Below are 22,172 nucleotides of genomic sequence, written 5' to 3' on the forward strand. Positions count from 1 at the left end.
CTGAGTTTTCCCAAGATGAAAGCAGCCGACCACTTTGACCACGCGCGCCTGGCGCAGGCCTTTGTGGCCGATGCCGCGCGGGCTCGATGGCATGATGGAGCGCTGTGGTACGTTCGCCAAAAGCGCGATCGAATGGCCCAGTCGCTGCCCGAATGGGAACAATTGCGAGAAACTGCGGCCCAAATCAAAGCCCACATGCTGGGCAAGTTGCCGGAATACTTGGAGCAATTCGAGCGTCAGGCCACCGCCTTGGGGGCTCAGGTGCATTGGGCCAGCGATGCAACAGAGCACAACGAAATCGTGCATCGCATTCTGAGCGAATATGGCGTTCGGCGAGTTGTCAAAAGCAAGTCGATGCTGACCGAGGAATGTCACTTGAACCCCTATTTGCAGAGCAGGGGCATACAGGTCGTGGACACGGATTTGGGCGAGTGGATTGTACAGCTGCGCGACGAGCCACCCAGTCATATCGTTTTGCCAGCCATACATATCAAAAAGGAAGAGGTCGGCGAGACGTTTCACCAGCATATTGGAACGCCGGCGGGCAATTCTGACCCTACTTTCTTGACGCGCGCAGCTCGCAGCCAATTGAGACGTCATTTTTTGGAAGCCCAAGCCGGAATCACCGGCGTCAATTTTGCGATTGCAGAAACCGGGGGTGTGGTAGTTTGCACCAATGAAGGCAATGCCGATTTGGGAATATCACTGCCACCGCTGCATATCGCTTGCATGGGTTTGGAGAAACTGTTGCCGCGCTGGATCGACCTGAGCGTGATGACGCGACTACTGGCGCGCAGCGCGACGGGCCAGCCGATCACCACTTATACTTCGCACTTCCACGGCCCGCGCCCAGGTGGACAACTGCATATCATTATCGTTGATAATGGGCGAATCGGACTGCGCGGCAGCGCAACCTACCATGAAGCGCTGCAGTGCATCCGCTGTGGTGCATGTATGAATACTTGTCCGGTCTATCGCCGCAGTGGAGGTTACAGCTATGCCAATACGGTGCCGGGACCGATCGGTAGCGTCTTAGGTCCCGCTCGCGACGCACGTCGCAATCATTCGTTGCCTTATGCCTGTACGCTGTGCGGTTCGTGCACCGATGTTTGTCCGGTGAAAATTCCGCTTCATCATCAATTATTGGCATGGCGTAGCGAGCTAGCTGAGCGGCGATTGATTCCATGGACCAAACGTGCATCGATGAAGCTGGCCAGTCATGTGCTGAAGCGCCCGTGGCTGTATCGTACTGCGGGTTGGATAATGCGACTGTCGTTACGCTGGTTGCCTGTTCGGTTAACGCACTCGCGACTAAACGTCTGGGCCGCGCAACGCGATCTCCCAGCAGCACCCCGGGCTAGCTTTCGCGAACAATATCGAGAACGCAAACGCGAGCAATGACATGGAGATGTCGTCCGATCGCAAAACGAAATTGAACTATGTCGGCAAGTTTGCCCGCAGTTTGGCGAACCTTGTTTGCCCATCTGAATGCAGTATGTGCCAATCGCCGACACTGCCTCAGCGTAGGCTATGCGGCAAATGTACGCGACAGCTAGTGTCGCAAGTCTATCGGTGTCAACGCTGTGCAATGCCGCTGCCCACTGTGCTGCCTAATCAAGATTGTGCTGCCTGTCGCAAATCGGACTGGCGCTTTTCACGCGTGATTGCTCTGGGGACGTATCAGGGGAAACTGCGTCAAGCGGTGATCATGTGCAAAAAGCAGCTTCATGAAAGCCTGCGCTACGCAGTTACCCAGCACATGGCCGACAGGGTAATGCAGCAGATACCGGAAATCGTTCAACAAAACCCGTTGATTGTGCCGGTTCCCAATTACTGGTTGCGTTCATTGTTCAAGACCAAGGCGGCCGCAATCAGTTTGGGGGAACTGCTGTCGCGTCACACCGGTTGGCCCCTGGCCACCGGTATGATCCGCAGAATCCGCAGAACCCAAAAGCAGGGGATGTTGTCGATAACCGAAAGACGCGAAAATGTACGCGGAGCTTTCCTAAACATTCGGCACTATTCGCTAACTGGAAGGCATGTTTTGATAGTCGACGATGTGCTGACCAGCGGGGCGACGGTCAATGAGTTGGCCAGGCAGCTGCGCCGTAGCCGCCCCGCAGATATCAGTGCTGTCGTTATCGCGCGGGCCACCGGGCGTGGACAGGTTTAGGCCACGAATTAGTGCTGGTGGGCGCTACCGCCACACAGGCATGTAAGTTCAAGGAATGATGGGTTACCAATGACAAAGAGTGCTGAACACGATTCGCCAGTAAAGGGCCGTACCCATACGACCTTGCGACATGCCATGTGGCGTGGTATCGGCATCATTGCGCCGCCACTGGTAACATTGCTGTTGTTGATTTGGCTGCTGAACGCCGTCGAGCAGTATGTGCTACAGCCACTGGAGTCCGGTATTCGACAAGTTTTGGTAGCGGTCACAGCCGACGTTATCGAAAAACCACCCCCAGGCTCGAAATTGGTTGATGACTCCCATCCGGAAAAAGGATTTTCGTTTGAAGGCTTTGATTATGTACTGGCACCGATTGGTCGCAGCTACTTGCCGGAATACATCGTCAAGCGAGTCAACGTTAATCTGGACCGGCTTCCCAAAGACATGCAGCGGCCACTATCGGCGAACGATTATTGCGCATCGTACGTCAAGCTCGAATATATGCCGCGCTGGTTTACCATTCCGTCCTTGCTATTGGTGCTGATCTGCGGCTTGTACTTCGTAGGGCGTTTCTTCGCAGCGGGCATTGGCCGCTTTTTCTTTAATGCGTTTGAAGGCATGATCCATCAAGTCCCACTGATTAGCAATGTCTATTCGTCAGTGAAGCAAGTCACTGACTTCGTGTTTTCTGAACGTGAGATCCAATTCACAAAGGCGATTGCCGTTGAGTACCCCAAGGCCGGTGCGTGGACCTTGGGATTTGTCACCGGTGAAAGCATTCCCCAACTGAGGCGCGCGCTAGACTGCGAAGTGGTCTCTGTGTTCGTTCCTACCTCGCCCATGCCCATGACCGGATTTACAGTGAACGTGCCTAAGTCGGACATCGTTGAATTGGACATGACGGTTGATCAGGCGATTCAGTTCATCGTCAGTTGCGGCGTGGTCTGTCCGGTCGACGAACTGAAGGTCGCCCCCAATAGCAGCCGACCCTTGCTGAGGTCTTCGGATGTCACCAAATCACTTCCCAGCACAAACGACTGACAATTGGACGAGGTCCTACCGGACCAACGGTGAGTGAGCAAGCCACGGCCAACCGAACTTGCTTTGTTTCATCATTCGCGTTTGATGATCACCAGGCACATATCGTCGGCCTGACGAGTATCCCGCGTAAATCGCGTCACGTCTTGAACAACAGCCTCTCCCAATTGGCTGATATCGCCATTGCTGGATTCGACATGACGTCTGAGTCGATCGATGCCATACATCGCGTCTTGAGTATTGGGGGCCTCGCTGATACCGTCCGTATACAACACAATCTCATCGCCCGGTTGAAGTTGAAACGACACGCATTCGTACTGGAAATCGTTGACAACGCTTAGTGGAACCCCGGCTTCCTCTTCACCCATTTCAACAACCTGCTTGTGTCCATGTCGCTTCAAAATCGGCAGCATGTGACCGGCATTGACTAATTCGACATGTCCGTCCACCAGGTTCAATCTCATGCACAACAGCGTGACAAATCGATTTAAGTTGAGGCTTGAAATACGCTGGTTCAATAAGGATACGGCCTGAGCCAAGTCGTCGTGCGCCGCTAGACAATAGCGAGCTTCTGCGGATAGTTTTGCCATCAGCATTGCGGCGGCCACTCCGTGCCCCACAACGTCAGCCACTATCGTAACTAACCGCTGCTGGCCCAAAGGGATGTAGTCAAAATAATCGCCGCCCACCTGATCGGCGGGGCGATAAAAGTCGAAAAACTGGTAACCAGCGGCTTGATGTGGTTGCGAGGGCAGAAAGGCCCGTTGAACTTGCCGAGCTAACTCTAAGTCCTGCTCGACCCGATTCTTTTCCAATAACACCTCATGCATCTGAGCGTTTTCGATGGCGATGCCGGCCTGAATGGCGATGCTGGCCAGGATTTCCAGGTCGCCTTTTTCAAATTGTCGGGTTACGTCTAACGAATCCATTTGTATGGCACCAATGGCTCGACCGGAAGTATCCAACAACGGTGCCACGATCATTGACCGGATGCGAAATCCAGAGATGCTCTGAGCCATTTCAAAGCGCTCGTCACTGGAAGCATCCAATGAAATAATCGCCTCTTTGGTATCCATCACCTCGCGCATGACAGTCCGGCTAATGCGAAAACTCTCTTGCTGCTCGGGATGACGTGTGTTAATCCAGCGCGGGACCAGCTTGTCATCCTCCACCAACACAATGAAGGCTCGATCGGCTTGCAAAAAGATTCGAAACAACGTCTCCAGTACTTTGGGCAGTACCTCGTCCAGTCGCACGCTGCGACCTAGGCTGCGAGTAATATCCAACACCGCTTGTAACCGCGTCTCAGCAGATGTAAACAATTGAGTGCCATCACCGCCGCTACGGATGTTCAGTTTGTTCTGGACCGATCTCTGGCCGGATTCTTCCAGACCATCGTCCACCATTTCGACGTCCATATTCGAGGCAGACACCGAACCAGATAATGATCCTGAACTCGAAAAAGAATTTGAACCGAAGGCCGAACCAGAAACAGAACCCGAGGCTGCAGGTCCCACGAATCCAAGTGCTGAACCGAAGCTTGATCCAGAATTGGTTCCAGGATTCGATTGAAAACCCGAGCCAAACCTGGCACTATCCAGAACCAACTCAGACGAACCAAGGCTGGCGGTATGATGAAACGAGTATTCCAAGTCACAAATGCGGATTAGGTCTCCATCGCTCAGCGGCTGAGCCTTGTCAACCAAATGCCCGTTGACGAAAGTTCCGTTGCGACTCTTGAGGTCCACCAACTGATAGCCATTGGCAACCTCTTCGATGCTGGCATGTTGTCGGCTGACGGCACCCGATTCCAAAACAACATCACAGTCAGGGTGGCGGCCCATGACGGTGTTTTTTTTGGTTAGCTCGATGCGCTTCCCATAACCTGAACCGCTAATTGCAGTGAGATAGGCCATGGAAACTCCCAGATTGGAAAATGCGTATGCTCAGTGGGCCGGCTTGCAATCCTGAGCGCCGACAAATGGCGCGATCGCAGTATTCTATACTGCTTGACGTTAACACACTATGCAAGCCGCTCTTGCGCTCGGCAGCGCCTGGCCAGAATTAGCAAAAGAAAAGCGTTTGGCTAACTGCCCACCGCCTGGCAGTGGTCAGTGCAAGACAACTGGGCCTTCCGCGCGAAAACTTCTGTCTTCTACGATTGTGCGCCTACGGTTCATGGCGACTCGGCGGGACTGAGCGCAGCTTCCAACAGACTGGAAAAGACTTGGGCGGGCGTCTGTTCATACGGCTCGGAGGAAATCTGATTGCGGACCAACAGGTTTTCCGCTCGTTTCATGAATGAGCGTATCTGTTCAGCAGTCAGATTGGCGCGCACGTCCAAGACGCTGCCATCGGCACGGACTTCGGATAACTCTTGAATTGTAAACTCCAAATCGGTACGCCCAAGCTTACGTTCGGCAGTCATGCGTAGTAGTCGCTGACAGGTGCGTTTTAGCGTTTCCTGCTCTGTGGTCGTCAAACCAGCTCCAGCGGCCTGATGCTCCATCGACTGCAATCCACCCCACAGCAATACCGGATTGTCCTGCAGGCAGTTACGCAGTCGCCCGAGCTGCTTGCGATCGATGCTCTGGGCTTTCAACTTCTCAACTAAAGTTTCCAGCTCCTGAGTGATCGAAAGCTTGTCTTCTGGTGACAACTGGCTGGTCTCGACCCACGGAATCAATTGATTTTCGATGGACTTGACGGCCAGTGGATACTGGTTGGAAAACACGACCCAGCTACCAAGACCACATACAGCAGCAAACACAGCCAAACCCAGAATCGCAATCACCATGCAGGCCGGGCCAAGCGAGGGCTCGGACTTGCCGTCTGGTGGCTTGGTACTTGTGCTATCGGTCGCCGGGTTTGAGGTCGTCATGCTTTATTCGTCACGGGTTGCGCGTCTCTAGCCGGCTGGGCTGCGTGGAACTAGAGCTTGTATTCGATCCCCACAATCTCGAACTTGAGTTTCCCCTTGGGGACAGCCACTTCGATTTTGTCACCCACGCGCCGGCCCATCAACGCCGATCCGATGGGACTGGTGGATAGAATGCGACCGGTGTCGTAATTTTCGTCGCCAGCTCCAACCAACGTAAACTGCTCTTCGTCGCCGTAGTCGATATCCTTGACCGTTACGGTTGCCAGCAGGCCAATTTGTTCCTTATCGACCTTGCTAGGATCAATAATGAATGCGTTGGACAGTTGCTGTTTGAGCTGGTTAATCTTGGCCTGGAGATAGCCTTGATTCTCGCGCTGCGCATGATATTCGGCATTTTCCTTTAAGTCACCCTCGGCTCTAGCCGCCGCGATCTTCTCGGCGATCTGCGGCATTTCGACGGTTTCGAGCCGCTCGACCTCGATGCGAATGTGATTGTAACGCTCCTGCGTCATGGGGACTGTATCGGACATGATCTACTCCCTGAATCAATGGCATGGGGTGCCGCTGCGAGCCGGGCTGTATGCCTTTCCTATAGGCGTTTCGCCGTGTCGAATTTAATTGCCAAAAAAATGGCGACCTCGTTGTTCGAAAGTGGAACAAAGAGGCCGCTGTGTGTGCTTCAATGTGAATTACCAAGTCAAAATTAGTGTACCGGTCCTACCACAGAATGTCCACCACGGCAGTATCATTGGCCCGAAGGGCAACGACGATCCCCTCTGGGCTGACCGTCAGCCGCGACAACCGATGGCCCAGGTAATCGACGCGGTGTGCTTGAGAAGCGTCCCGAAACAGGCGCAGGCGAGCCGTCGTGGACTTGCCTGCCTGCTCGGACACCACCACTCGCAAACCTGCATTTTGCTGTGCGCTATCCAGCAACGGACACTCCAAATTCACTTCTACATTCATCGCGTCCATGCTCATCAGCCAACCGCTCGTGGATGGACCATTGCCCTTGAGAGCTACCTGATATGGCTTGTCCATAAGTTGGCGCGCATTTGGAAGCGGGTGTGGCAAATCAACTGCCAAGCCAACGCGATGACGGACGCTCGTATGCCCTTGTCCGGCCAACAGAGTTTCGCCAAATCGCATGTCCTGTCGCGTATGAAAGGCCAGACCGCCAGTCAGCAGATGCGTGACATACTCTCCTTCGTCGATATCAATCAGCTCAGGCGAAATCGTCTTTCCACCGCTCCAGGAGACCGGCTTGCCACCCTGGTAAGCTCGCAGTCGAGCAGCCTCGCTGGGCCATGCCCATCGCAACACGTAACCGCTCAACCACGGATTGCGCTGCTGGGCGCTGCGAAGTTGGCTGAGCGAAACAGTAGCACTAATTAACCGGCTGCCGCGACGTATTTCGTAATCAATCTCGAAATCACCCACGTTCTCCCCACGCCACGACAGCCAACCGCGCGAGCGAATCATGCCTGACATGTTGGAACATGTTAGGAGACTGACTTCGCGAGCGACCATGTCTGAATACTGGTAACTTTGTCCCTGCTTTTCGCGATAAGCCACCATCAAACTCAGACGGTTGCCGCGTTTGGCCGGGACGTGCAATGAGCGAATGTGACCTTTGCGGAGATCCACTTGGGCTTCGATGAATTCGTTTCGTAATAACCCTGCGGCATCGGCCAGCACGAACTTGTCCGGCGTACTAACGCTCTTGGATTCATGAAGTGGTGTGGCCACAAAGCCCATCGACGGCAAATCCACGCAGGTCACACGGTCACGCCCCACAAGGCCGCTTGCGAAGTGCCAACTCTCCGTAGCATCAGCCTGCAAATCGGCTGAAGTATGCAATTGGACTCGCACCGGATTGCATCGCGGATTGAACAGCAGCTTGCATTCGCTCCCGCCAACAACATCGGCCCGTCCGGCGGGAGACCGCTCCTGCGACGCCTCACCCCCAGTCCCTGGCGACATTGGGGCCAGCGAGTTGCCAACTAACAATCCAGCCAACTCTTGCAGCAACCGCTGCGACAGTTCGCCCGCCTGTGAATGCAGGCTTACATAACGCTGGCATGACTCCACAGGATCAACCAGCCACTGATCGATTTCAGTCAACAGGTCATTCAATTGCGGCGATAGGACCGATATTGGCAATGTGGAAAAACTGGCGTCTGCCACGGCAGCTTCTGCTGCAGATGCTTGATCGGGCTTCGAACGAATGTGACGCAGTTGCCAGATAAGATTTGCTATGTTCTGGAGGCTGCGAGCACGTGACTGCAATTTGTGCATTTGCTTAACCGCCAAAATCAACGGACTGGGCGACTCCGATTCGGCCAACCAGTTGTAGTGGAATCCTTCAGCAGCTAATCGTTGATGATGATAAGGATCCTCTGTCTGTTGAAAGTATGTTCCCAGCAGACTCCACTTGCCAAGTGCCGGCGTCTTGGAGGCGACAATCGTCAATAGCTCGGCAAACGGACAAACGGTATCCGGCCAATGCGCCAGCACTAAAGTGGGCACATGCTGTCGGTCGAGCGCCTCGCCGACCGTCCAACCCAGGGCATGAAAACTGGCTGGATCAGAGGCGTCCAGCACCGGACAAAGCAAGGCGGGGATACGGCTGCCATCTTGCGCTTCCCACGAGATTTTTGGCTGATCCGCAGTCGGATAACTGCCTCCGGTAAAAGCAAGCAGCAGTGCCCCCTGAAAATCGAAATGCTTTAGCAGCGAGGCCCATTCGGCTTGAAGTCCAAAGGTCAACCGCGCGAAGACTTGTGGCGGAGCGACTTGCAGATCACGATAGGCCTGCGGGGCTCGTTGCAAGGCTCGTACGGCAGCTTCCAGTGGCTCAAGCGGCGCCGGGCTTTCGCGGTCCAATCCACCGGCCAAATACAACGTACCGTCCGCCAGTCGCTGCTGCACACTACAGAAATTCTCAGTCGATTTTTCACGAAGCTTGCTCAGCAGATCAGCACAGGCGATCAAATTGGTTGGCTGAGGGTTGCACAACTGTCGCCCCAACGACCTACCAAGTGTCGATTCGGCTAGTAGCGTTAGATCGAGCAGGTGAACATCGTTCGAATAATAGTGATCGCGTTCTTGACCCAGCGTATCGAAGCAACTCTGCAGTCGCACCTGCGCTGTCGGTTGATCGCCAGCCAGAACGGCATCTACCGATTTCAGCACCTGCTCCTCGAACAGGGCTACATCCAGATTGCTCGTATAGCGAAGCTGCCGAGTCATGAGCTGGACCTGTAGATAGGCGTAGCCTAGAGCCGCAAACTCGATAGCCATGTTGTCGGCCAAGGATTCAGCAGAATCGTCGGCGTGTACTTGCGGAAAGCGCCGCAATATCTGGCTCTGAAATTCGCGCCAGTCGGCGCAGGGTTCAAGCAGCAAACCGCCTGCAGCAGCGATCCTTTCGGCGGCGGTTGCGTCCAAAGCCTGGACGCTGATGGGCGGTAGTACAAACAGTACAGCTTCCAACTGCGTGGGTAGACGCCCGGCCTGATGCCAACGCGGAATCCGCCCTGCTCCGCCCAGCAGTGCAGGATGCCATAAGGCTACCCAACCGCTCAATACCTGGGCTGCCTGATCACTGGGCAAGCTACGCGGGTAGCCCTCCAGTTCATAACTTGGCAGCAGCAGCACGAGTTCATTCAAATTCTTCATCTGCTAACCGCCAGGTACTGGATTCCAAAGCCACAAATATTGACCCGCCAGCGGGCCGGTCGCCCAGCCAGCATATCGTATCCACAATTGAACTTTCGCACTGCGACAACATACCATAATCTAATTGCATGAGTACCGTGGTTTTGCTGCTATCGAAAGACGTTTTCTTCTGGCCGATTGTCAAAAATGCTGCCGAGCAAGCGAATTTGCAAACCGTGGTTGTGACCAGCGCCACCGATACCAAGCTGGAGTCGCTTGACGCAGCGGATGTGGCTTGTTGTCTAATCGACATTGGAGCGATTGAGGTAACGCAATTGTCAACAGCCATCGATCAATTGCGCCAACGACTTGGACCGGTGCACATGGTTGCCTTTGGACCACACGTCCAAGAAGCGCGTTTGCAGGCGGCAGCCGATGCCGGCTGTAATTCGGTACTGACGCGTGGTCAATTGAGCGGCAAGCTGCATCTGCTATTGCCCAAGTGGATCAGTTGAATGAGTGCCCGTGGCAGCCTTTAATGACTGGGCTATTCGGCCTAGCCAATGACTGCCATGCCCACAAATCAGACTTTCGAGTATCATTGGGCGGACTTCAAAGTCCCTTACTACTTGGATTGAATGTTTAAATGCGGTGTCTCGGTGAAATCGACGGTCGCAAGCCGGCCGAACAATTCGTGGCCTATTTGGTGACACAGGGGATTTCTACGCACATTGATACCTCAAGCCAGGGCGGAGAGCGCTGGGAGATTTGGGTTCGCGACGAAGATCAGCTTGAGACTTCTCGCGAGCTGCTGCGCGACTTTCAAAGCAACCCCCATGACCCTAAATTTCATCATGCGCTGCGTGAAGCAGGACAGATTCTGGCAGACCGTGCGAAGCAACGAGCCATTGTCTCTAAGAACGTGCGGCGCCCGACCTACAGCGTGAGTCCACTGACCGATCGGCGCGTTCCTCCGCTGACGCTGACTGTGGTTATTCTGTGTTGCGTCGTGTCATTGGCCAGCAATTTCGGTAGACCAGGTACCTCTAACGAAATTGGCCAATCAATTAACAAGCAACTCAGATTCGTATCGCCGCTAGATTACCTGAATTCGAATGGTGCTCCAGATGCCAGCTTGCGTAAGGGACAAGTGTGGCGTGCCGTGACTCCGATTTTTTTACACTTAAGCACGTGGCATTTGGTGTTTAACGTGTTCGGCATGATCGTGTTTGGACGCATCTCTGAGCGCTGGCTGGGAACACCCAAATACGCACTGTTTATTTTGATCGCTGCAATCGCATCGAACTTGCTGCAAGGATTGTCTCCAGAGTGGATGCGAGGCAACCCGAATTTCGGTGGAGTATCCGGCGTGGTGTACGGTCTGTTTGGCTACATTTGGATTCGCTCGACGTTGAATCCCGACTTAGGAATCATGATTCCCTTTCCGGTGCTCGTGCTTTTGTTGCTGCCATTGGTCATTGGACTTTCGGGGTTAATTCCCAATTGGCAATTTGCTGACCTCGCGCACCTTGGTGGCTTGGTCGTGGGAGTTGCCACCGCCATCTTACACAGGCACTGACTTGAGCGGCTAATCCGAGTATTCCAATAATGAACGTCGCCCAACGGCTGTAATGAAACTCGCTCAGCATCTGGCGAAGTTCACGACGATTAGTTCGATCGCCTAAGGTATTAAGGCGCTGGCACCAGTCCAAACACCGGCCTGAGCCAAACCGCCGCGCAAACTCCATGGAAACGGCTGGACCATGTACGGTGCACAACTGCCCGGACGAAAATACCCCAAAGCGTATTGGCACTCGTGTGGCGGATGGACTCCCATCTTGTAAGGCAGAATGGGTAACGTCAGGAAGAAGTGAGCCGAACTGATGAGCGGCTGCAACACAGGCCCCGTTTCGTGTCCGTATCGCTCTAACTGAACCTGTTCAAAGTACAGCGGGTTGTGACAAGCACCACTGGCCTTCCATTGCACCGTGCTGGCAATGTAATCGCGACCTACCAGCGGCTCGTAGCCAGACCCACAGCGGGTTGGCAGATTCCATACCTGAGCGACGTACGTCATATCCACATCGCTCAGATCGCCAATCGGAATGTGGCGTTGACCCGACCCCGTATCCAGCACAATGTTGCCATACTGCAGGTCAATCAACCGTCCACTGGCCAACGGCTCTCCGCGATAATTTGTCCAGTCGCGTCGTAACGATTTCCTGTCAAAGTCCTTGCGAATCTCAGCCACTTTTTCTTGAACCCTTCTTTGGTCTTCCGCACTCTTGCTGGCGGATCGAAAACCGTCGCTCAATTTGGGGGAAACATCCAGACTGATGGCCGACAGCGGCTGTCCCCTGAGTAATTCTCGTTGTGCGGAACAATCGGGCAGATTCTTCTCGCGAGCACTACGCAAAATGTCTTCCAGTTCGTCGGGACTTTGCGGTGTGCTGCCATCGGATCCGACTGAATCTCGGCCTTTGCTTGGCCAGCGATTGGCGCTTGGAGGCTGCAAACGATCTGCCGGGCTGTCGTCATCGCCCAATTGAGGTGGAAAAGCAGGCAGCTCCTGTGGTGGTGCTGTTGTGACATCCGCCTCATCAGACTGCCCTTCGTCGGAATTCAGAAGTTGATTTACCAATAACTCATCATCCCGGACTAACTGTTGGGAATTTCGTGGCTGCAGAATCGACTGTTGTTGAGGCGTGGATTGTGCAATCTGGTTTGTGTGTTGGCGCTGACGGCGATCGAAGGATTGGAAGGTTACCGAATCCTGCTGACCCCACTTTAGGTCGGCTGCGGATGGCTGTGTGGATGAACGTGCGTTTGGCGTGAATTGCCCAGTCCGTGCATCGCCGGCAGTCTCGGACTGTGAACGATGGTTCTCAGCAGTCGGATAGCCCTGCCCGCCTTGATAGACAGCAGTCTGAATGTGCTGGCTTTCGATGATGGACTTTACTCCCGAAGCCGGGCGTAACGGATTGTTGGATTGTGAACTGCTGGTTTGTGAATTGACTGGCTCGGCACTTGACGTTTCAGACTCAACCGCGTCGCGGGTACGCACGCCAGTCCAACCTGCAGTAACCGGTACCGTCAGATGCTCGGCTACGGGAGCGTTGTCCACAGCTTGATCGAACGATGCACCTGGCTGTTCAATGCCGCTCGTGCGCGACACTGTTCTGGGGGAGCCTGGTGCCCTCAGCGGTGGCGACGGAGCTGGTTCGTATGACCAGAACTCGGCCCTCCGGCGTTCTGGGACAATGTTGTCGTTTGATTGGATGCTGGGTGCCGACTGGAAGTTATTGGCTGGCGAGCCTTCCGGGGGATGGAAATTGTTGTCAGGCGAACTGCGCGGTGTGGACGAGCGCCAGCGCAAGGCAACGCCCGTTCCGAGCTTCTGCGCCGGGATTGCTTGGCCGATTTGAACAGGCGCAGCCTGTACATCGGGACTGGGATGCCACTGCTGACCCGAAACCTGCACGGTTGTGGCTGGCCAGGCGAAGGCCAGGGACAAAACTGTTACGATAGCCCGACTGTGTGCCGGCTGTGGGGCTAGCAGACTAGTTAGACTCCCCGGAACCGTATTCGGGACTGTAATTGGGTGCTTCCTGCGTGATAGCAATGTCATGTGGGTGATTCTCTCTGACAGTTGCAGCGGAGATCTTGATGAACTTCGCATCCTTACGAAGTTCGTCGATATTTCGGACTCCACAGTACCCCATGCCAGCGCGTAGGCCACCGACAAGCTGGTACACAAAGTCGGCCAAGCTACCTTTGAAGGGCACCCGACCTTCGACTCCTTCGGGAACCAGCTTGAGCAGGTTTTCTTGACCCGCCTGCCGATATCGCTCGCTGGAGCCGTGCACCATTGCACCGATGGAACCCATGCCACGGTAGACCTTGAAGGTCCGACCTTGGTACAGGATGGTTCGACCCGGGCTTTCCGCCAGTCCAGCAAACAGGCCACCGATCATGACCGCACTGGCTCCGGCAGCAATCGCCTTGGTGATGTCGCCACTGTAGCGAATGCCACCGTCGGCTATCACCGGCACGCCCGTTCCTTCGGCTGCTTTGGCTGCGTTGTATATGGCGGTGATTTGTGGGACACCAACCCCGGAGATGACTCGTGTGGTGCAGATCGAACCGGGGCCGATTCCAACCTTCACCGCGTCAACTCCCGCTTCAATCAAGTCGCGACAGCCCTCAAAGGTAGCCACGTTGCCGGCTATCACATTGATTTTCCATCGCCGCTTGATCTCACGTACCGTTTCAATGACGTTGGCCGAGTGACCGTGCGCTGAATCAACCACGATGATGTCGACTCCGCGCTCGATCAATAGACCAGCTCGATCGTAATCAAACACTCCTACAGCAGCGCCTACCCGCAATCGTCCGCTCGCATCTTTGCAAGCGTTGGGGTAGCGCTTCATCATGTCGATGTCTTTGATGGTGATCAGCCCCGTCAGGTTAAAGTTATCGTCAACCAGCAAAAGCTTCTCCACCTTTTTATCCGTTAAAATCTTCTCAGCTTCCTCAAGCGTTACGGTTCCAGTGGCTGTTACCAGATTTTCTCCCGTCATCACCATTTTGACTGGAGTTTCGTCCTTTTCGAGGAACCGCAGGTCGCGGCGCGTTAGTATGCCCACCAACCTGCCGCTCTCCTGGACAATCGGAATCCCCGAGACGTTTTTGCTATCCATCAGCTCCATTGCCGCCCGAGCCGATTGATCGGGGTGCAAAGTCACCGGATCGACAATGATGCCATTGGCGGAGCGCTTGACCTTGGTAACCTCTTCACCCTGAGCTTCGATAGGCATGTTCTTGTGAACAATCCCCATGCCACCAACTTTGGCCAAGGCGATAGCCATCTCCGCCTCGGTAACCGTATCCATGGGGCTGGATAACAGGGGGGCCTTGAGCCGAATCTCGCGAGTCAAATTCGTGGCCACATCCACTTCGCTGGGCATGACTTGGCTGTATCGCGGTTCCAGCAGCACGTCATCGAAGGTGATTCCCGAATAGGCCAGCTTGTCGTCCATTTGCCAGAAAACCTCCGAGGCAGATCGCCCAATGAATGCATTGACCCAAAGGCGAATTATCCACCGATACTTGCCGCCCTGCAATCGCTGTTTGTCAGCCGCCAAGTCGACGGTTGGCAGGTATATGGGTCAGTTCCAGCAGTCCCATGGGTAGAATCTGGCGGCACCTCGAAATCATCGCGAAAGCCTCATCGAGCTTGAATTTTCAAACCATTGGCCTCGCGCCGGCCCACCCAAAGCCTGAACGGAGCTGGTTGTGACACTCGATACCCAAGCGGCACGCCCTGTCCGATTCTAAGCAATCAGCGACCGCAAGAATCCGCTCAGCACTTGCGCTCCCTTGTACAAGCTATCGGGACCGGTATTGGGAATGACCAAATCAGCGTGCTCACGACTGGGTTGAATCCATTCGTCATGCATCGGCCTAACCGTCATGCGATACTGATGTACGACAGACGCCAGTGACCGGCCACGTTGCTGAGTATCTCGCACTAGGCGGCGAAGAATTCGTTCATCTGAATTGGCCTCAATAAAGACGCGCCATTGCAAACGGCGACGTATTTCTTCGATGGCAAAAACCAAAATGCCTTCGACCAGCAAGATTCGGCGGCAAGTCACCGATTCAGTGGCCAGTTTGCGGCGATGCGTTTCAAAGCAGTACTCCGGCTGATTAATGGACTCACCGCGCACCAATTGGTCGATGTGCTTGACGTACAACCGATTGTCCACCGCATCGGGATGATCCCAGTTATGGTTATCTCGCAGCTTGGCAGGCAGCTGATCAACGTTCAAGTAGTAATGATCGTGAGGTAAAACGGTGATTTGACCGCCCACCTGGGACTCTAACAGCAAATGCACCAACGACGATTTTCCAGAACCAGTGCCACCGGCAATTCCCACAATCACGGTTTCACGATGCATAAGACAAGTATCCACCTCGAACGCGGGACTGGCGATGATGCTTAAAATCGCTTGACCGAACCAGCGGCATACGATATTACATTGAAAATTCCGGATGTTCACCCCAAATCAATTCATATTCTGAAGGAGCAGCCATGACCATTACCCGCGTCGGTACCAACGAGAAATACGCAGCAGGATGGGAAACGGCGTTTGGCAAGTCCAAGTCGAAGTCCAAGGGATCCCCTAAAAAGCAGGCATCCACTGGCAAATCGAAAGCCGCTGCCAAGCCTGTCGCAACGGCAAGTAAAACTGTATCGACCAAAAAATCTGCGGCGAAGAAAACGGCCGTGCCCAAGTCTGCCGTGAAAAAGGCAGCTAAGAAAAAAGCCAGGTAGCTGGCGGCGTCACGTTCAGCGCCCGAAACCCTACCTAGCGTCCAGGTTCCCTCGGCTTGGCGCCTGCCCGCCACAGGAACTCAGTAAGCTACCGAGCTTTCGACTGTAGCATCGCGCAGCGCGGGAAACTTCTCGCGCCAACGTCGCAGCGCTGCGACATCAACTTCGGCCTGCAGCACTTGCGGCTGCGCGTCGGCTTGAAAAAGTTGCTGGCCCATGTGGTCGAACGCGCAACTGCGCCCGTCAAACTTTAGACCTGGTTCCTCGCCACAGCGGTTTACTCCCATGCAGACCGCCTGATTCTCGATGGCCCGTGCCTGCAGCAATCGCACCCAGTGCTCGGAACGCACGGCTGGCCAGCAGGCAATCACTACCAGCAGTTCGGCACCTGCCAAGGCCGCTGGCCGAAACAGTTCGGGAAATCGCAAGTCGTAACACACAAACGGCGACACCTGAACATCGTGCCAGCGGAAAATCTGCTCGCTCGACCCCGCCGGATAGTGGTCGCCTTCACGAACTAATGAGAACGGTCGTTGCTTCTGATAACAGGCGAGCTGGCTTCCGTCCTCGGCAAAGGCCACCGCTAGGTTGCTAGCCCGACCCTCTACTATCGGTCCCACCACACCACCTAGTACTGTGGAGCGATAGGTGCTCGCCAGTTCCTTGAGTATCGCTTCGGATTCGCGCTGCTGGGATTGAGCGGTTACTTCCAGCTTCATGCTAAAGCCGGTATCGAACATCTCCGGCAGCACGATCAGCGACCCCGGCTGGATGTCACTGGCCTCCAATAGCTCGCGGACACGTCGATGATTCCGAGCCTTGTTTTCCCATAGGATATCCAGTTGTACGGCAACAATTTGCATTGAAATCCTCAGTCATCATTCACGGGCAGGCCAGATAGTTCAAACATATAGGGTGGCACCAGATCGCAGTAGAAACGTGATTGTACTTGAAACTCACCACAAGTCACCTCACCTCCGTTCTGCGACCACCGGCCCACCCCAAACATGGCATCGAGACTGTCCTTGAATCCAATGGTATGGCCTGACATCCCCACAGTCGATCATACGGTGCGATTGCGGAACCAAACCCTGAACCGCACAATTGAAGATTCTGTGCTCTACGATGATAATAGAGGCTACTATTTCGGTAACGAACAACCGGCCGGTTTCAATTCGCCCGAATAGACCTCCTGTCGCCAGCCATTTCGATGCCTGATTCAAGTTCCCTTCAGACCACCCAACCCGAATCCGCCCAGCCAGTGATGGTCGCGTCGGAAGCCGGGGATATCGAACTACTGGCACCGGCTGGTAATTGGGACTGTGCTCGCGCTGCGATCGAAAACGGTGCCGACGCAATCTATTTTGGACTGGATGTTGGCTTTAACGCTCGCGCGCGAGCCACCAACTTCCACTTGAACGATCTACCTAAGCTGATGGACACGTTGCATCGACAAGCTGTCCGTGGCTACGTCACGCTCAACACGCTCGTGTTTACAGACGAACTGCAACGTCTGGAGGACAATGTTCGGCAGTTGGCCGACGCCGGCGTGGATGCCGTCTTGGTGCAGGATTTGGGGGCGGCCCGTTTGATCCGCCAACTGTGCCCTAACTTAACTTTGCACGCTAGCACTCAGATGACGCTAACCTGCGCTGCGGCTATCCAGCAGATTCAGGAATTGGGAATCCGTCGCGTCGTGTTGGCTCGCGAATTATCGATCTCAGAAATCACTGCAATCCACGCTGCAACCTCGATGCCTCTGGAAACCTTTGTTCATGGCGCACTGTGCGTGGCCTACAGCGGACAATGCTTGACCAGCGAATCGCTCGGCGGTCGCAGTGCCAATCGTGGCCAGTGCGCTCAGGCCTGTCGATTGCCCTACGATCTGATATGCGATGGCCAGCAGCGCGATCTGGGAGCGGTCAAGTATCTGCTCAGCCCACAAGACTTGGCAGCCCACGATTGGATTCCGCAATTGCTACAGGCCGGAGTCTGCTCGCTAAAAATCGAAGGTCGATTGAAGACTGCTGAGTACGTCGCCAACGTCTGCCAACATTATCGCCGTGCACTTGACGCCGCACTAACTGGCCAACATCGGCGGCTGACCCCGACACAGAAATCCGAATTAGAGCTGAGCTTCTCACGCGGCTTTTCACCGGGTTGGCTCGATGGATGTGACCACAAGCAGTTAGTGCCGGGGCTCAGCAGCGCCAAGCGCGGAATTCTTTTGGGGACTGTCGTTAGGCAACTCAGTTCACGTCTGACAATTGATCTAGTCACGCCTCTGGCGGTGGGTGATGGAATTGTCGTCGAAGGCAATCGCTTCAGCGGCGAAGAACTAGGCGGGCGAATCTATCAGATGTGGCAAAATGGCCAGCCCACCAGCGGTGCCGCCTCAGGCCAAGTGCAGATCGCTATGCAGCACGGGGTGCTGGAGAAGGCTGAGGTTTCTTCAGGAACGCGTGTCTTCAAGACCGATGATCCGCAACTGACCAAACGTCTGCGACAGAGCTTCCAAACGGCCGATCCGGTCAAGCGGGTGCCGGTTGATATCCACGTACGAGTGGCCGTTGGCCAGCCCATCCAGTTGACCGCCCAGATGCTCCAGCCCGTAGCACCAGACCAACAACGGCCACTCAGCCCGGTGACGCTGACCAGCGATTTCCTGCCCGCAGAGGCACGCAATCGACCACTAGACCACGCGATGCTTCAGCAACAGCTTGGGCGGCTAGGGGGAACCGTGTACACTCTGCGCTGGCTGACTGCGGAGTTCATCGGTCAGCCCATGGTGCCACTGAGTATCCTCGGACAATTGCGGCGACAGTTGATCGAGGGTCTAGATGCCGCCAACGTTACTCGGCCTCTGGCGTGCGACGATCAACCGGTCGCGCTGCGCATGTTGGATCGACGGGGATCGACGACCGGTCCGCCAACTGCCAGCAAGATTCCACCTGCCCCGGTTACGCTGCGAATTCTGTGCCGATCGCTATCGCAATTGGAGCAGGTGCTGTCGCTTGGTACCCGGTCGGTGATCGCTGATTTTCATGATTTGCGACAATATCGACAGGCAATTCAAATGGCACGACAGTCCGGTGCCGACATCGAACTGGCCACGTTGCGCATTCACAAGCCAGGAGAAGATGGCCTGCTGCACGCACTCCGCAAGCACTGTCAGCCGACCGATGCAACTGACGCGCCGTCGGGCGACTCCACGACTCGCGTCGGTTGGCTGGCTCGCAACCTGGCTGCGGTGCGCTACTGCCGTCAGCACGGCATTCCATTCGCGACCGACTTTTCCCTGAACGTTACGAATCCCTTGACTTTAGACCAACTTCGTCAGTGGGGAGCCGGTCGCATCACCGCCTCGTATGATTTGAATCGCGATCAATTGTTGGAGCTGACTGCGGCTTGCGACTCGGAACTTTTGGAAGTCGTGATTCACCAACACATGCCGATGTTCCACATGGAGCACTGTGTGTTTTGCAGCGTACTTAGCCCTGGCAAAAACAAGAGCGATTGTGGTCGCCCGTGCGATCGGCATGACGTCCAGTTGCGGGATCGCGTGGGTGTCGAGCACGTTCTGCATGCCGACATTGGCTGCCGCAACACGCTCTACAATGCAGTGGCACAAAGCGGCGCAGAAGCGGTGGCCCGCCTTCGAGCATTAGGCGTTCGGCACTTTCGCGTCGAACTTTTGCGAGATAGTTCGCTGCAGCACACCCAGAGACTGGTACAACTGTACCAGCAGTTAGTCGATGGACAGGTTGATGGCTCACAGGTCTGGCGCGAGCTGCAGGCGGACAACCGCATCGGAGTCACGCGAGGTACGCTCGAACAACCTCGCAATCCGCTAGCAATCCTTTAAAGACAATTTGGTTAGCATCAAGACTGCAACTACCGTCGCCAACCGGTGGTCTTGATAGGCATCCAACTACGGGCGACGGTAGCAACGCTCAATTGGCGAACTTGGCTGGCCTTAGCCCCGGCGACCTAGGGCTTGATCACGGCTTCCCTGAGCATATCGCGAAAGCCCTGGGCGATTTTCTCGCACAGTTCGGCTGGTCCGGTTGCCTTGACGAAAAACATTCCCGACGATTTGGTGGGAATGATTCCGCCGATCAATTGGTAGCCATCTTTTTTCGCTGCGGCACGGCCATCGCCCATCATGTCCCCAGCGTATGTTCCGGTAATGGTCACCATGTGCAGCTTATGAACGCCAACCTCCAGCTCCTCGACGATGGCCACATCCTTGGTAATTCTGCCGTCCGGCTGAGTGAACTGGCCGTACCAACGATCCAAATTCCCCTGCAATCCGCCGCCTGAGGCCATAACCGTGATGCGCACCGACGGGTCGTCAGGCTTGGCATCAGCGGGGAAGCGAAATTCATATTGGATCATATTGGGAAATCGCGGTTGCACCTGCTTCCACTGGCTGGGTGCCATCAGTATCAGCTTGCCGTCAGCCAGGGTCATTTTGACTGGCTGAGCCGCTTGCTTTTCAGCAGGCTTGTCCTCTGCCACGCAGGTTGACGCCACCGGCACAATGCCCCACACCACAGCTAACAAACTTATCGTTACGCACCGTCGCAGGCCACTCATTGAAATCACTCCGCAACAAAAGGGGGATCGCATCCATCATCAACATTACCGACGCCCTGCAGCCAACTATGAATGTAGCTTGGCATCGAACCGACCGGACATCGCACAAGTTCCGTTCATCATCTATTACAGCTGGCTGCAAAGCAAGTCCCTGCACGCGTTGGCGATGCTGTGAGTGGCGTCTCACAACGCCGAACATTGACAGCTAATTAGGGATCAGACTTTGGGAAACAGACCACTCATAGGAACTTCGCGATGAGCGCGCACAGGTCGACGGTGCGGCAGCTGTAGCCCCATTCGTTGTCGTACCAACTTATAATCTTGGCGAGTTTGCCTTTGTCGCCCAAGACTTGAGTAAAATCGGCAGCAAAGATTGAGCTGTGCGGATCGTGGATGATGTCGGTGCTGACGATGGGGTCTTCGGTGTAGTCCAGGATGCCTTTGAGTGGCCCCTCGGCCGCTGCTTTCATGGCGGAATTGATGTCTTGTACAGTAACTTCCTTCTTCAAATTCACGGTCAAATCTACAACGCTGCCGGTTGGCACGGGGACGCGCATAGCGATACCGGTCAGCTTGCCCTTGAGTTCGGGCAATACCAGTCCGACGGCTTTAGCAGCACCGGTCGAGCTGGGAATAATATTCTGTGCGGCACCGCGAGCCCGATAGGCATCGCTGTGAGGCAGATCATGCACGCGCTGGTCGTTGGTATACGCGTGAACGGTGGTCATCAATCCAGATTCAATGCCAAATGATTCGTGCAACACCTTGGCAACCGGTGCCAAGCAGTTTGTCGTGCAACTGGCATTGGAAACACACTTCATGTCGGCAGTCAGCTTGTCGTGATTGACTCCGATCACGCAGGTCAGGTCGGCACCGTCTTTGGCAGGAGCACTCAGCACCACGCGTTTGGCACCAGCCGTAAGATGCGTGTCGTAGCCCGGTTTGCCACCTTCGGTTCGTCCGGTAAAGATCCCGGTACTTTCAATGGCAATGTCCACGCCCAAATCTTTCCAAGGCAATTGAGTGGGGTCTTTGACCGACAAGGCCCGAATGGTCTTCCCATTGACAATCAAGTTACCATCTTTGGCTTCGACAGTGCCGGGAAAACGCCCGTGAATCGAGTCATACTTGAGCAGCGTGCGCATCATTTCCAGGTCGGTTAAGTCGTTGACAGCCACTACCTCGAACTCTTTGTTGCGAGCGATCAAATTGCGAAAAGTTAGCCGTCCGATGCGACCGAATCCGTTAATTGCAACGCGAGTTACCACCGTAATTGTCTCCGTGAAATAATGATGAACAGTAAGCTGTCGTAACGTTAGAGTTGGGGCACGATTATACTGGCAGGCCACTGGGCAGCAACGACTGCTGGAAGGTGGCCGAGCGCAACTTGCAATTCAGGACTCTATGGAGCGCGAGGTGCCATAGTCGCCCCATTAAGGCAGATGCATGACCATAACATACTCAGCAGCTTCACTATCCTTCAA

The 22,172-nt window shown here is 55.0% G+C and carries 17 protein-coding genes and 1 pseudogene; 8 read left to right on the forward strand and 10 right to left on the reverse strand.

Features of this window, described 5'->3' with window-relative positions:
• Positions 1 to 15: 15 nt before the first annotated feature.
• From KF752_01550 to KF752_01560, 3 genes are all read left to right on the forward strand, one after another.
• Positions 16 to 1,401 carry a lactate utilization protein gene (locus KF752_01550; protein MBX3420219.1) on the forward strand — a complete coding sequence of 462 codons (1,386 nt, stop codon included), beginning with the start codon at positions 16 to 18 and terminating at the stop codon, positions 1,399 to 1,401.
• 187 nt (positions 1,402 to 1,588) lie between these two features.
• Entirely contained in the window at positions 1,589 to 2,173 is a 585-nt protein-coding gene (locus KF752_01555) for a ComF family protein (protein MBX3420220.1), read from the forward strand.
• Between the two features lie 69 nt (positions 2,174 to 2,242).
• Positions 2,243 to 3,214, forward strand: coding sequence for a DUF502 domain-containing protein (locus KF752_01560; GenBank protein MBX3420221.1), 972 nt, complete (start codon positions 2,243 to 2,245; stop codon positions 3,212 to 3,214).
• A 71-nt stretch (positions 3,215 to 3,285) separates the two neighbouring features.
• On the opposite strand, the gene KF752_01565 is transcribed toward KF752_01560, so the two are convergent.
• From KF752_01565 to KF752_01580, 4 genes are all read right to left on the reverse strand, one after another.
• Positions 3,286 to 5,127 (reverse strand): SpoIIE family protein phosphatase, encoded by a 1,842-nt coding sequence (locus tag KF752_01565; protein ID MBX3420222.1) that lies wholly within the window; start codon positions 5,125 to 5,127, stop codon positions 3,286 to 3,288.
• 260 nt (positions 5,128 to 5,387) lie between these two features.
• Positions 5,388 to 6,092, reverse strand: coding sequence for a hypothetical protein (locus KF752_01570; protein ID MBX3420223.1), 705 nt, complete (start codon positions 6,090 to 6,092; stop codon positions 5,388 to 5,390).
• 50 nt (positions 6,093 to 6,142) lie between these two features.
• Complete coding sequence (gene greA, locus KF752_01575) at positions 6,143 to 6,622, reverse strand: transcription elongation factor GreA (GenBank protein MBX3420224.1); 480 nt, start codon at positions 6,620 to 6,622, stop codon at positions 6,143 to 6,145.
• Between the two features lie 187 nt (positions 6,623 to 6,809).
• Positions 6,810 to 9,773, reverse strand: a complete 2,964-nt coding sequence (locus tag KF752_01580; GenBank protein MBX3420225.1) for a hypothetical protein — start codon at positions 9,771 to 9,773, stop codon at positions 6,810 to 6,812.
• Positions 9,774 to 9,901: 128 nt separating this feature from the next.
• Here KF752_01580 and KF752_01585 point away from each other — a divergent pair, with 128 nt between their 5' ends.
• On the forward strand, positions 9,902 to 10,267 hold the full coding sequence (locus KF752_01585) for a hypothetical protein (GenBank protein MBX3420226.1): 366 nt from the start codon (positions 9,902 to 9,904) through the stop codon (positions 10,265 to 10,267).
• A gap of 131 nt (positions 10,268 to 10,398) precedes the next feature.
• Positions 10,399 to 11,331, forward strand: a complete 933-nt coding sequence (locus KF752_01590; protein MBX3420227.1) for a rhomboid family intramembrane serine protease — start codon at positions 10,399 to 10,401, stop codon at positions 11,329 to 11,331.
• A gap of 102 nt (positions 11,332 to 11,433) precedes the next feature.
• Here the strand turns inward: KF752_01590 and KF752_01595 are convergent, their stop codons facing one another.
• The gene (locus tag KF752_01595; GenBank protein ID MBX3420228.1) at positions 11,434 to 12,927 is read right to left on the reverse strand and encodes a hypothetical protein; all 1,494 of its coding nucleotides are present in this window, start codon (positions 12,925 to 12,927) and stop codon (positions 11,434 to 11,436) included.
• Here KF752_01595 and KF752_01600 point away from each other — a divergent pair.
• Positions 12,917 to 13,177 carry a hypothetical protein gene (locus KF752_01600; protein MBX3420229.1) on the forward strand — a complete coding sequence of 87 codons (261 nt, stop codon included), beginning with the start codon at positions 12,917 to 12,919 and terminating at the stop codon, positions 13,175 to 13,177. The two genes, KF752_01595 and KF752_01600, sit on opposite strands and share 11 nt — an antisense overlap.
• A 135-nt stretch (positions 13,178 to 13,312) precedes the next feature.
• On the opposite strand, the gene guaB is transcribed toward KF752_01600, so the two are convergent.
• Positions 13,313 to 14,791 carry an IMP dehydrogenase gene (gene guaB / locus KF752_01605; GenBank protein ID MBX3420230.1) on the reverse strand — a complete coding sequence of 493 codons (1,479 nt, stop codon included), beginning with the start codon at positions 14,789 to 14,791 and terminating at the stop codon, positions 13,313 to 13,315.
• A gap of 294 nt (positions 14,792 to 15,085) precedes the next feature.
• Complete coding sequence (gene udk / locus KF752_01610) at positions 15,086 to 15,712, reverse strand: uridine kinase (protein MBX3420231.1); 627 nt, start codon at positions 15,710 to 15,712, stop codon at positions 15,086 to 15,088.
• Between the two features lie 134 nt (positions 15,713 to 15,846).
• On the opposite strand from udk, the gene KF752_01615 reads away from it, so the two are divergent.
• A complete protein-coding gene (locus KF752_01615; protein ID MBX3420232.1) occupies positions 15,847 to 16,089 on the forward strand; it encodes a hypothetical protein in 243 nt (80 codons plus the stop codon).
• Between the two features lie 80 nt (positions 16,090 to 16,169).
• Here the strand turns inward: KF752_01615 and KF752_01620 are convergent, their stop codons facing one another.
• Positions 16,170 to 16,952 carry a hypothetical protein gene (locus tag KF752_01620; GenBank protein MBX3420233.1) on the reverse strand — a complete coding sequence of 261 codons (783 nt, stop codon included), beginning with the start codon at positions 16,950 to 16,952 and terminating at the stop codon, positions 16,170 to 16,172.
• 401 nt (positions 16,953 to 17,353) lie between these two features.
• On the opposite strand from KF752_01620, the gene KF752_01625 reads away from it, so the two are divergent.
• A complete protein-coding gene (locus tag KF752_01625; GenBank protein ID MBX3420234.1) occupies positions 17,354 to 19,954 on the forward strand; it encodes a U32 family peptidase in 2,601 nt (866 codons plus the stop codon).
• A 342-nt stretch (positions 19,955 to 20,296) separates the two neighbouring features.
• Here the strand turns inward: KF752_01625 and KF752_01630 are convergent.
• Positions 20,297 to 20,440: pseudogene (locus KF752_01630) on the reverse strand (DUF3704 domain-containing protein).
• A gap of 487 nt (positions 20,441 to 20,927) precedes the next feature.
• A complete protein-coding gene (gene gap / locus KF752_01635; protein ID MBX3420235.1) occupies positions 20,928 to 21,956 on the reverse strand; it encodes a type I glyceraldehyde-3-phosphate dehydrogenase in 1,029 nt (342 codons plus the stop codon).
• Positions 21,957 to 22,172: the final 216 nt, after the last annotated feature.

The sequence above is a fragment of the Pirellulaceae bacterium genome (assembly GCA_019636385.1).
In the GTDB taxonomy this organism is placed as follows: domain Bacteria; phylum Planctomycetota; class Planctomycetia; order Pirellulales; family Pirellulaceae; genus Aureliella.

What these genes read in the sequence shown, in the direction of transcription:
- udk (MBX3420231.1), bottom strand. Translation starts at nt 15,712, where the DNA reads ATGCATCGTGAAACCGTGATTGTGGGAATTGCCGGTGGCACTGGTTCT.
- KF752_01615 (MBX3420232.1), top strand. Translation starts at nt 15,847, where the DNA reads ATGACCATTACCCGCGTCGGTACCAACGAGAAATACGCAGCAGGATGG.
- KF752_01555 (MBX3420220.1), top strand. Translation starts at nt 1,589, where the DNA reads ATGCCGCTGCCCACTGTGCTGCCTAATCAAGATTGTGCTGCCTGTCGC.
- greA (MBX3420224.1), bottom strand. Translation starts at nt 6,622, where the DNA reads ATGTCCGATACAGTCCCCATGACGCAGGAGCGTTACAATCACATTCGC.
- guaB (MBX3420230.1), bottom strand. Translation starts at nt 14,791, where the DNA reads ATGGACGACAAGCTGGCCTATTCGGGAATCACCTTCGATGACGTGCTG.
- KF752_01585 (MBX3420226.1), top strand. Translation starts at nt 9,902, where the DNA reads ATGAGTACCGTGGTTTTGCTGCTATCGAAAGACGTTTTCTTCTGGCCG.
- KF752_01620 (MBX3420233.1), bottom strand. Translation starts at nt 16,952, where the DNA reads ATGCAAATTGTTGCCGTACAACTGGATATCCTATGGGAAAACAAGGCT.
- KF752_01570 (MBX3420223.1), bottom strand. Translation starts at nt 6,092, where the DNA reads ATGACGACCTCAAACCCGGCGACCGATAGCACAAGTACCAAGCCACCA.
- KF752_01565 (MBX3420222.1), bottom strand. Translation starts at nt 5,127, where the DNA reads ATGGCCTATCTCACTGCAATTAGCGGTTCAGGTTATGGGAAGCGCATC.
- KF752_01625 (MBX3420234.1), top strand. Translation starts at nt 17,354, where the DNA reads ATGGTCGCGTCGGAAGCCGGGGATATCGAACTACTGGCACCGGCTGGT.
- KF752_01550 (MBX3420219.1), top strand. Translation starts at nt 16, where the DNA reads ATGAAAGCAGCCGACCACTTTGACCACGCGCGCCTGGCGCAGGCCTTT.
- KF752_01590 (MBX3420227.1), top strand. Translation starts at nt 10,399, where the DNA reads ATGCGGTGTCTCGGTGAAATCGACGGTCGCAAGCCGGCCGAACAATTC.
- KF752_01560 (MBX3420221.1), top strand. Translation starts at nt 2,243, where the DNA reads ATGACAAAGAGTGCTGAACACGATTCGCCAGTAAAGGGCCGTACCCAT.
- KF752_01580 (MBX3420225.1), bottom strand. Translation starts at nt 9,773, where the DNA reads ATGAAGAATTTGAATGAACTCGTGCTGCTGCTGCCAAGTTATGAACTG.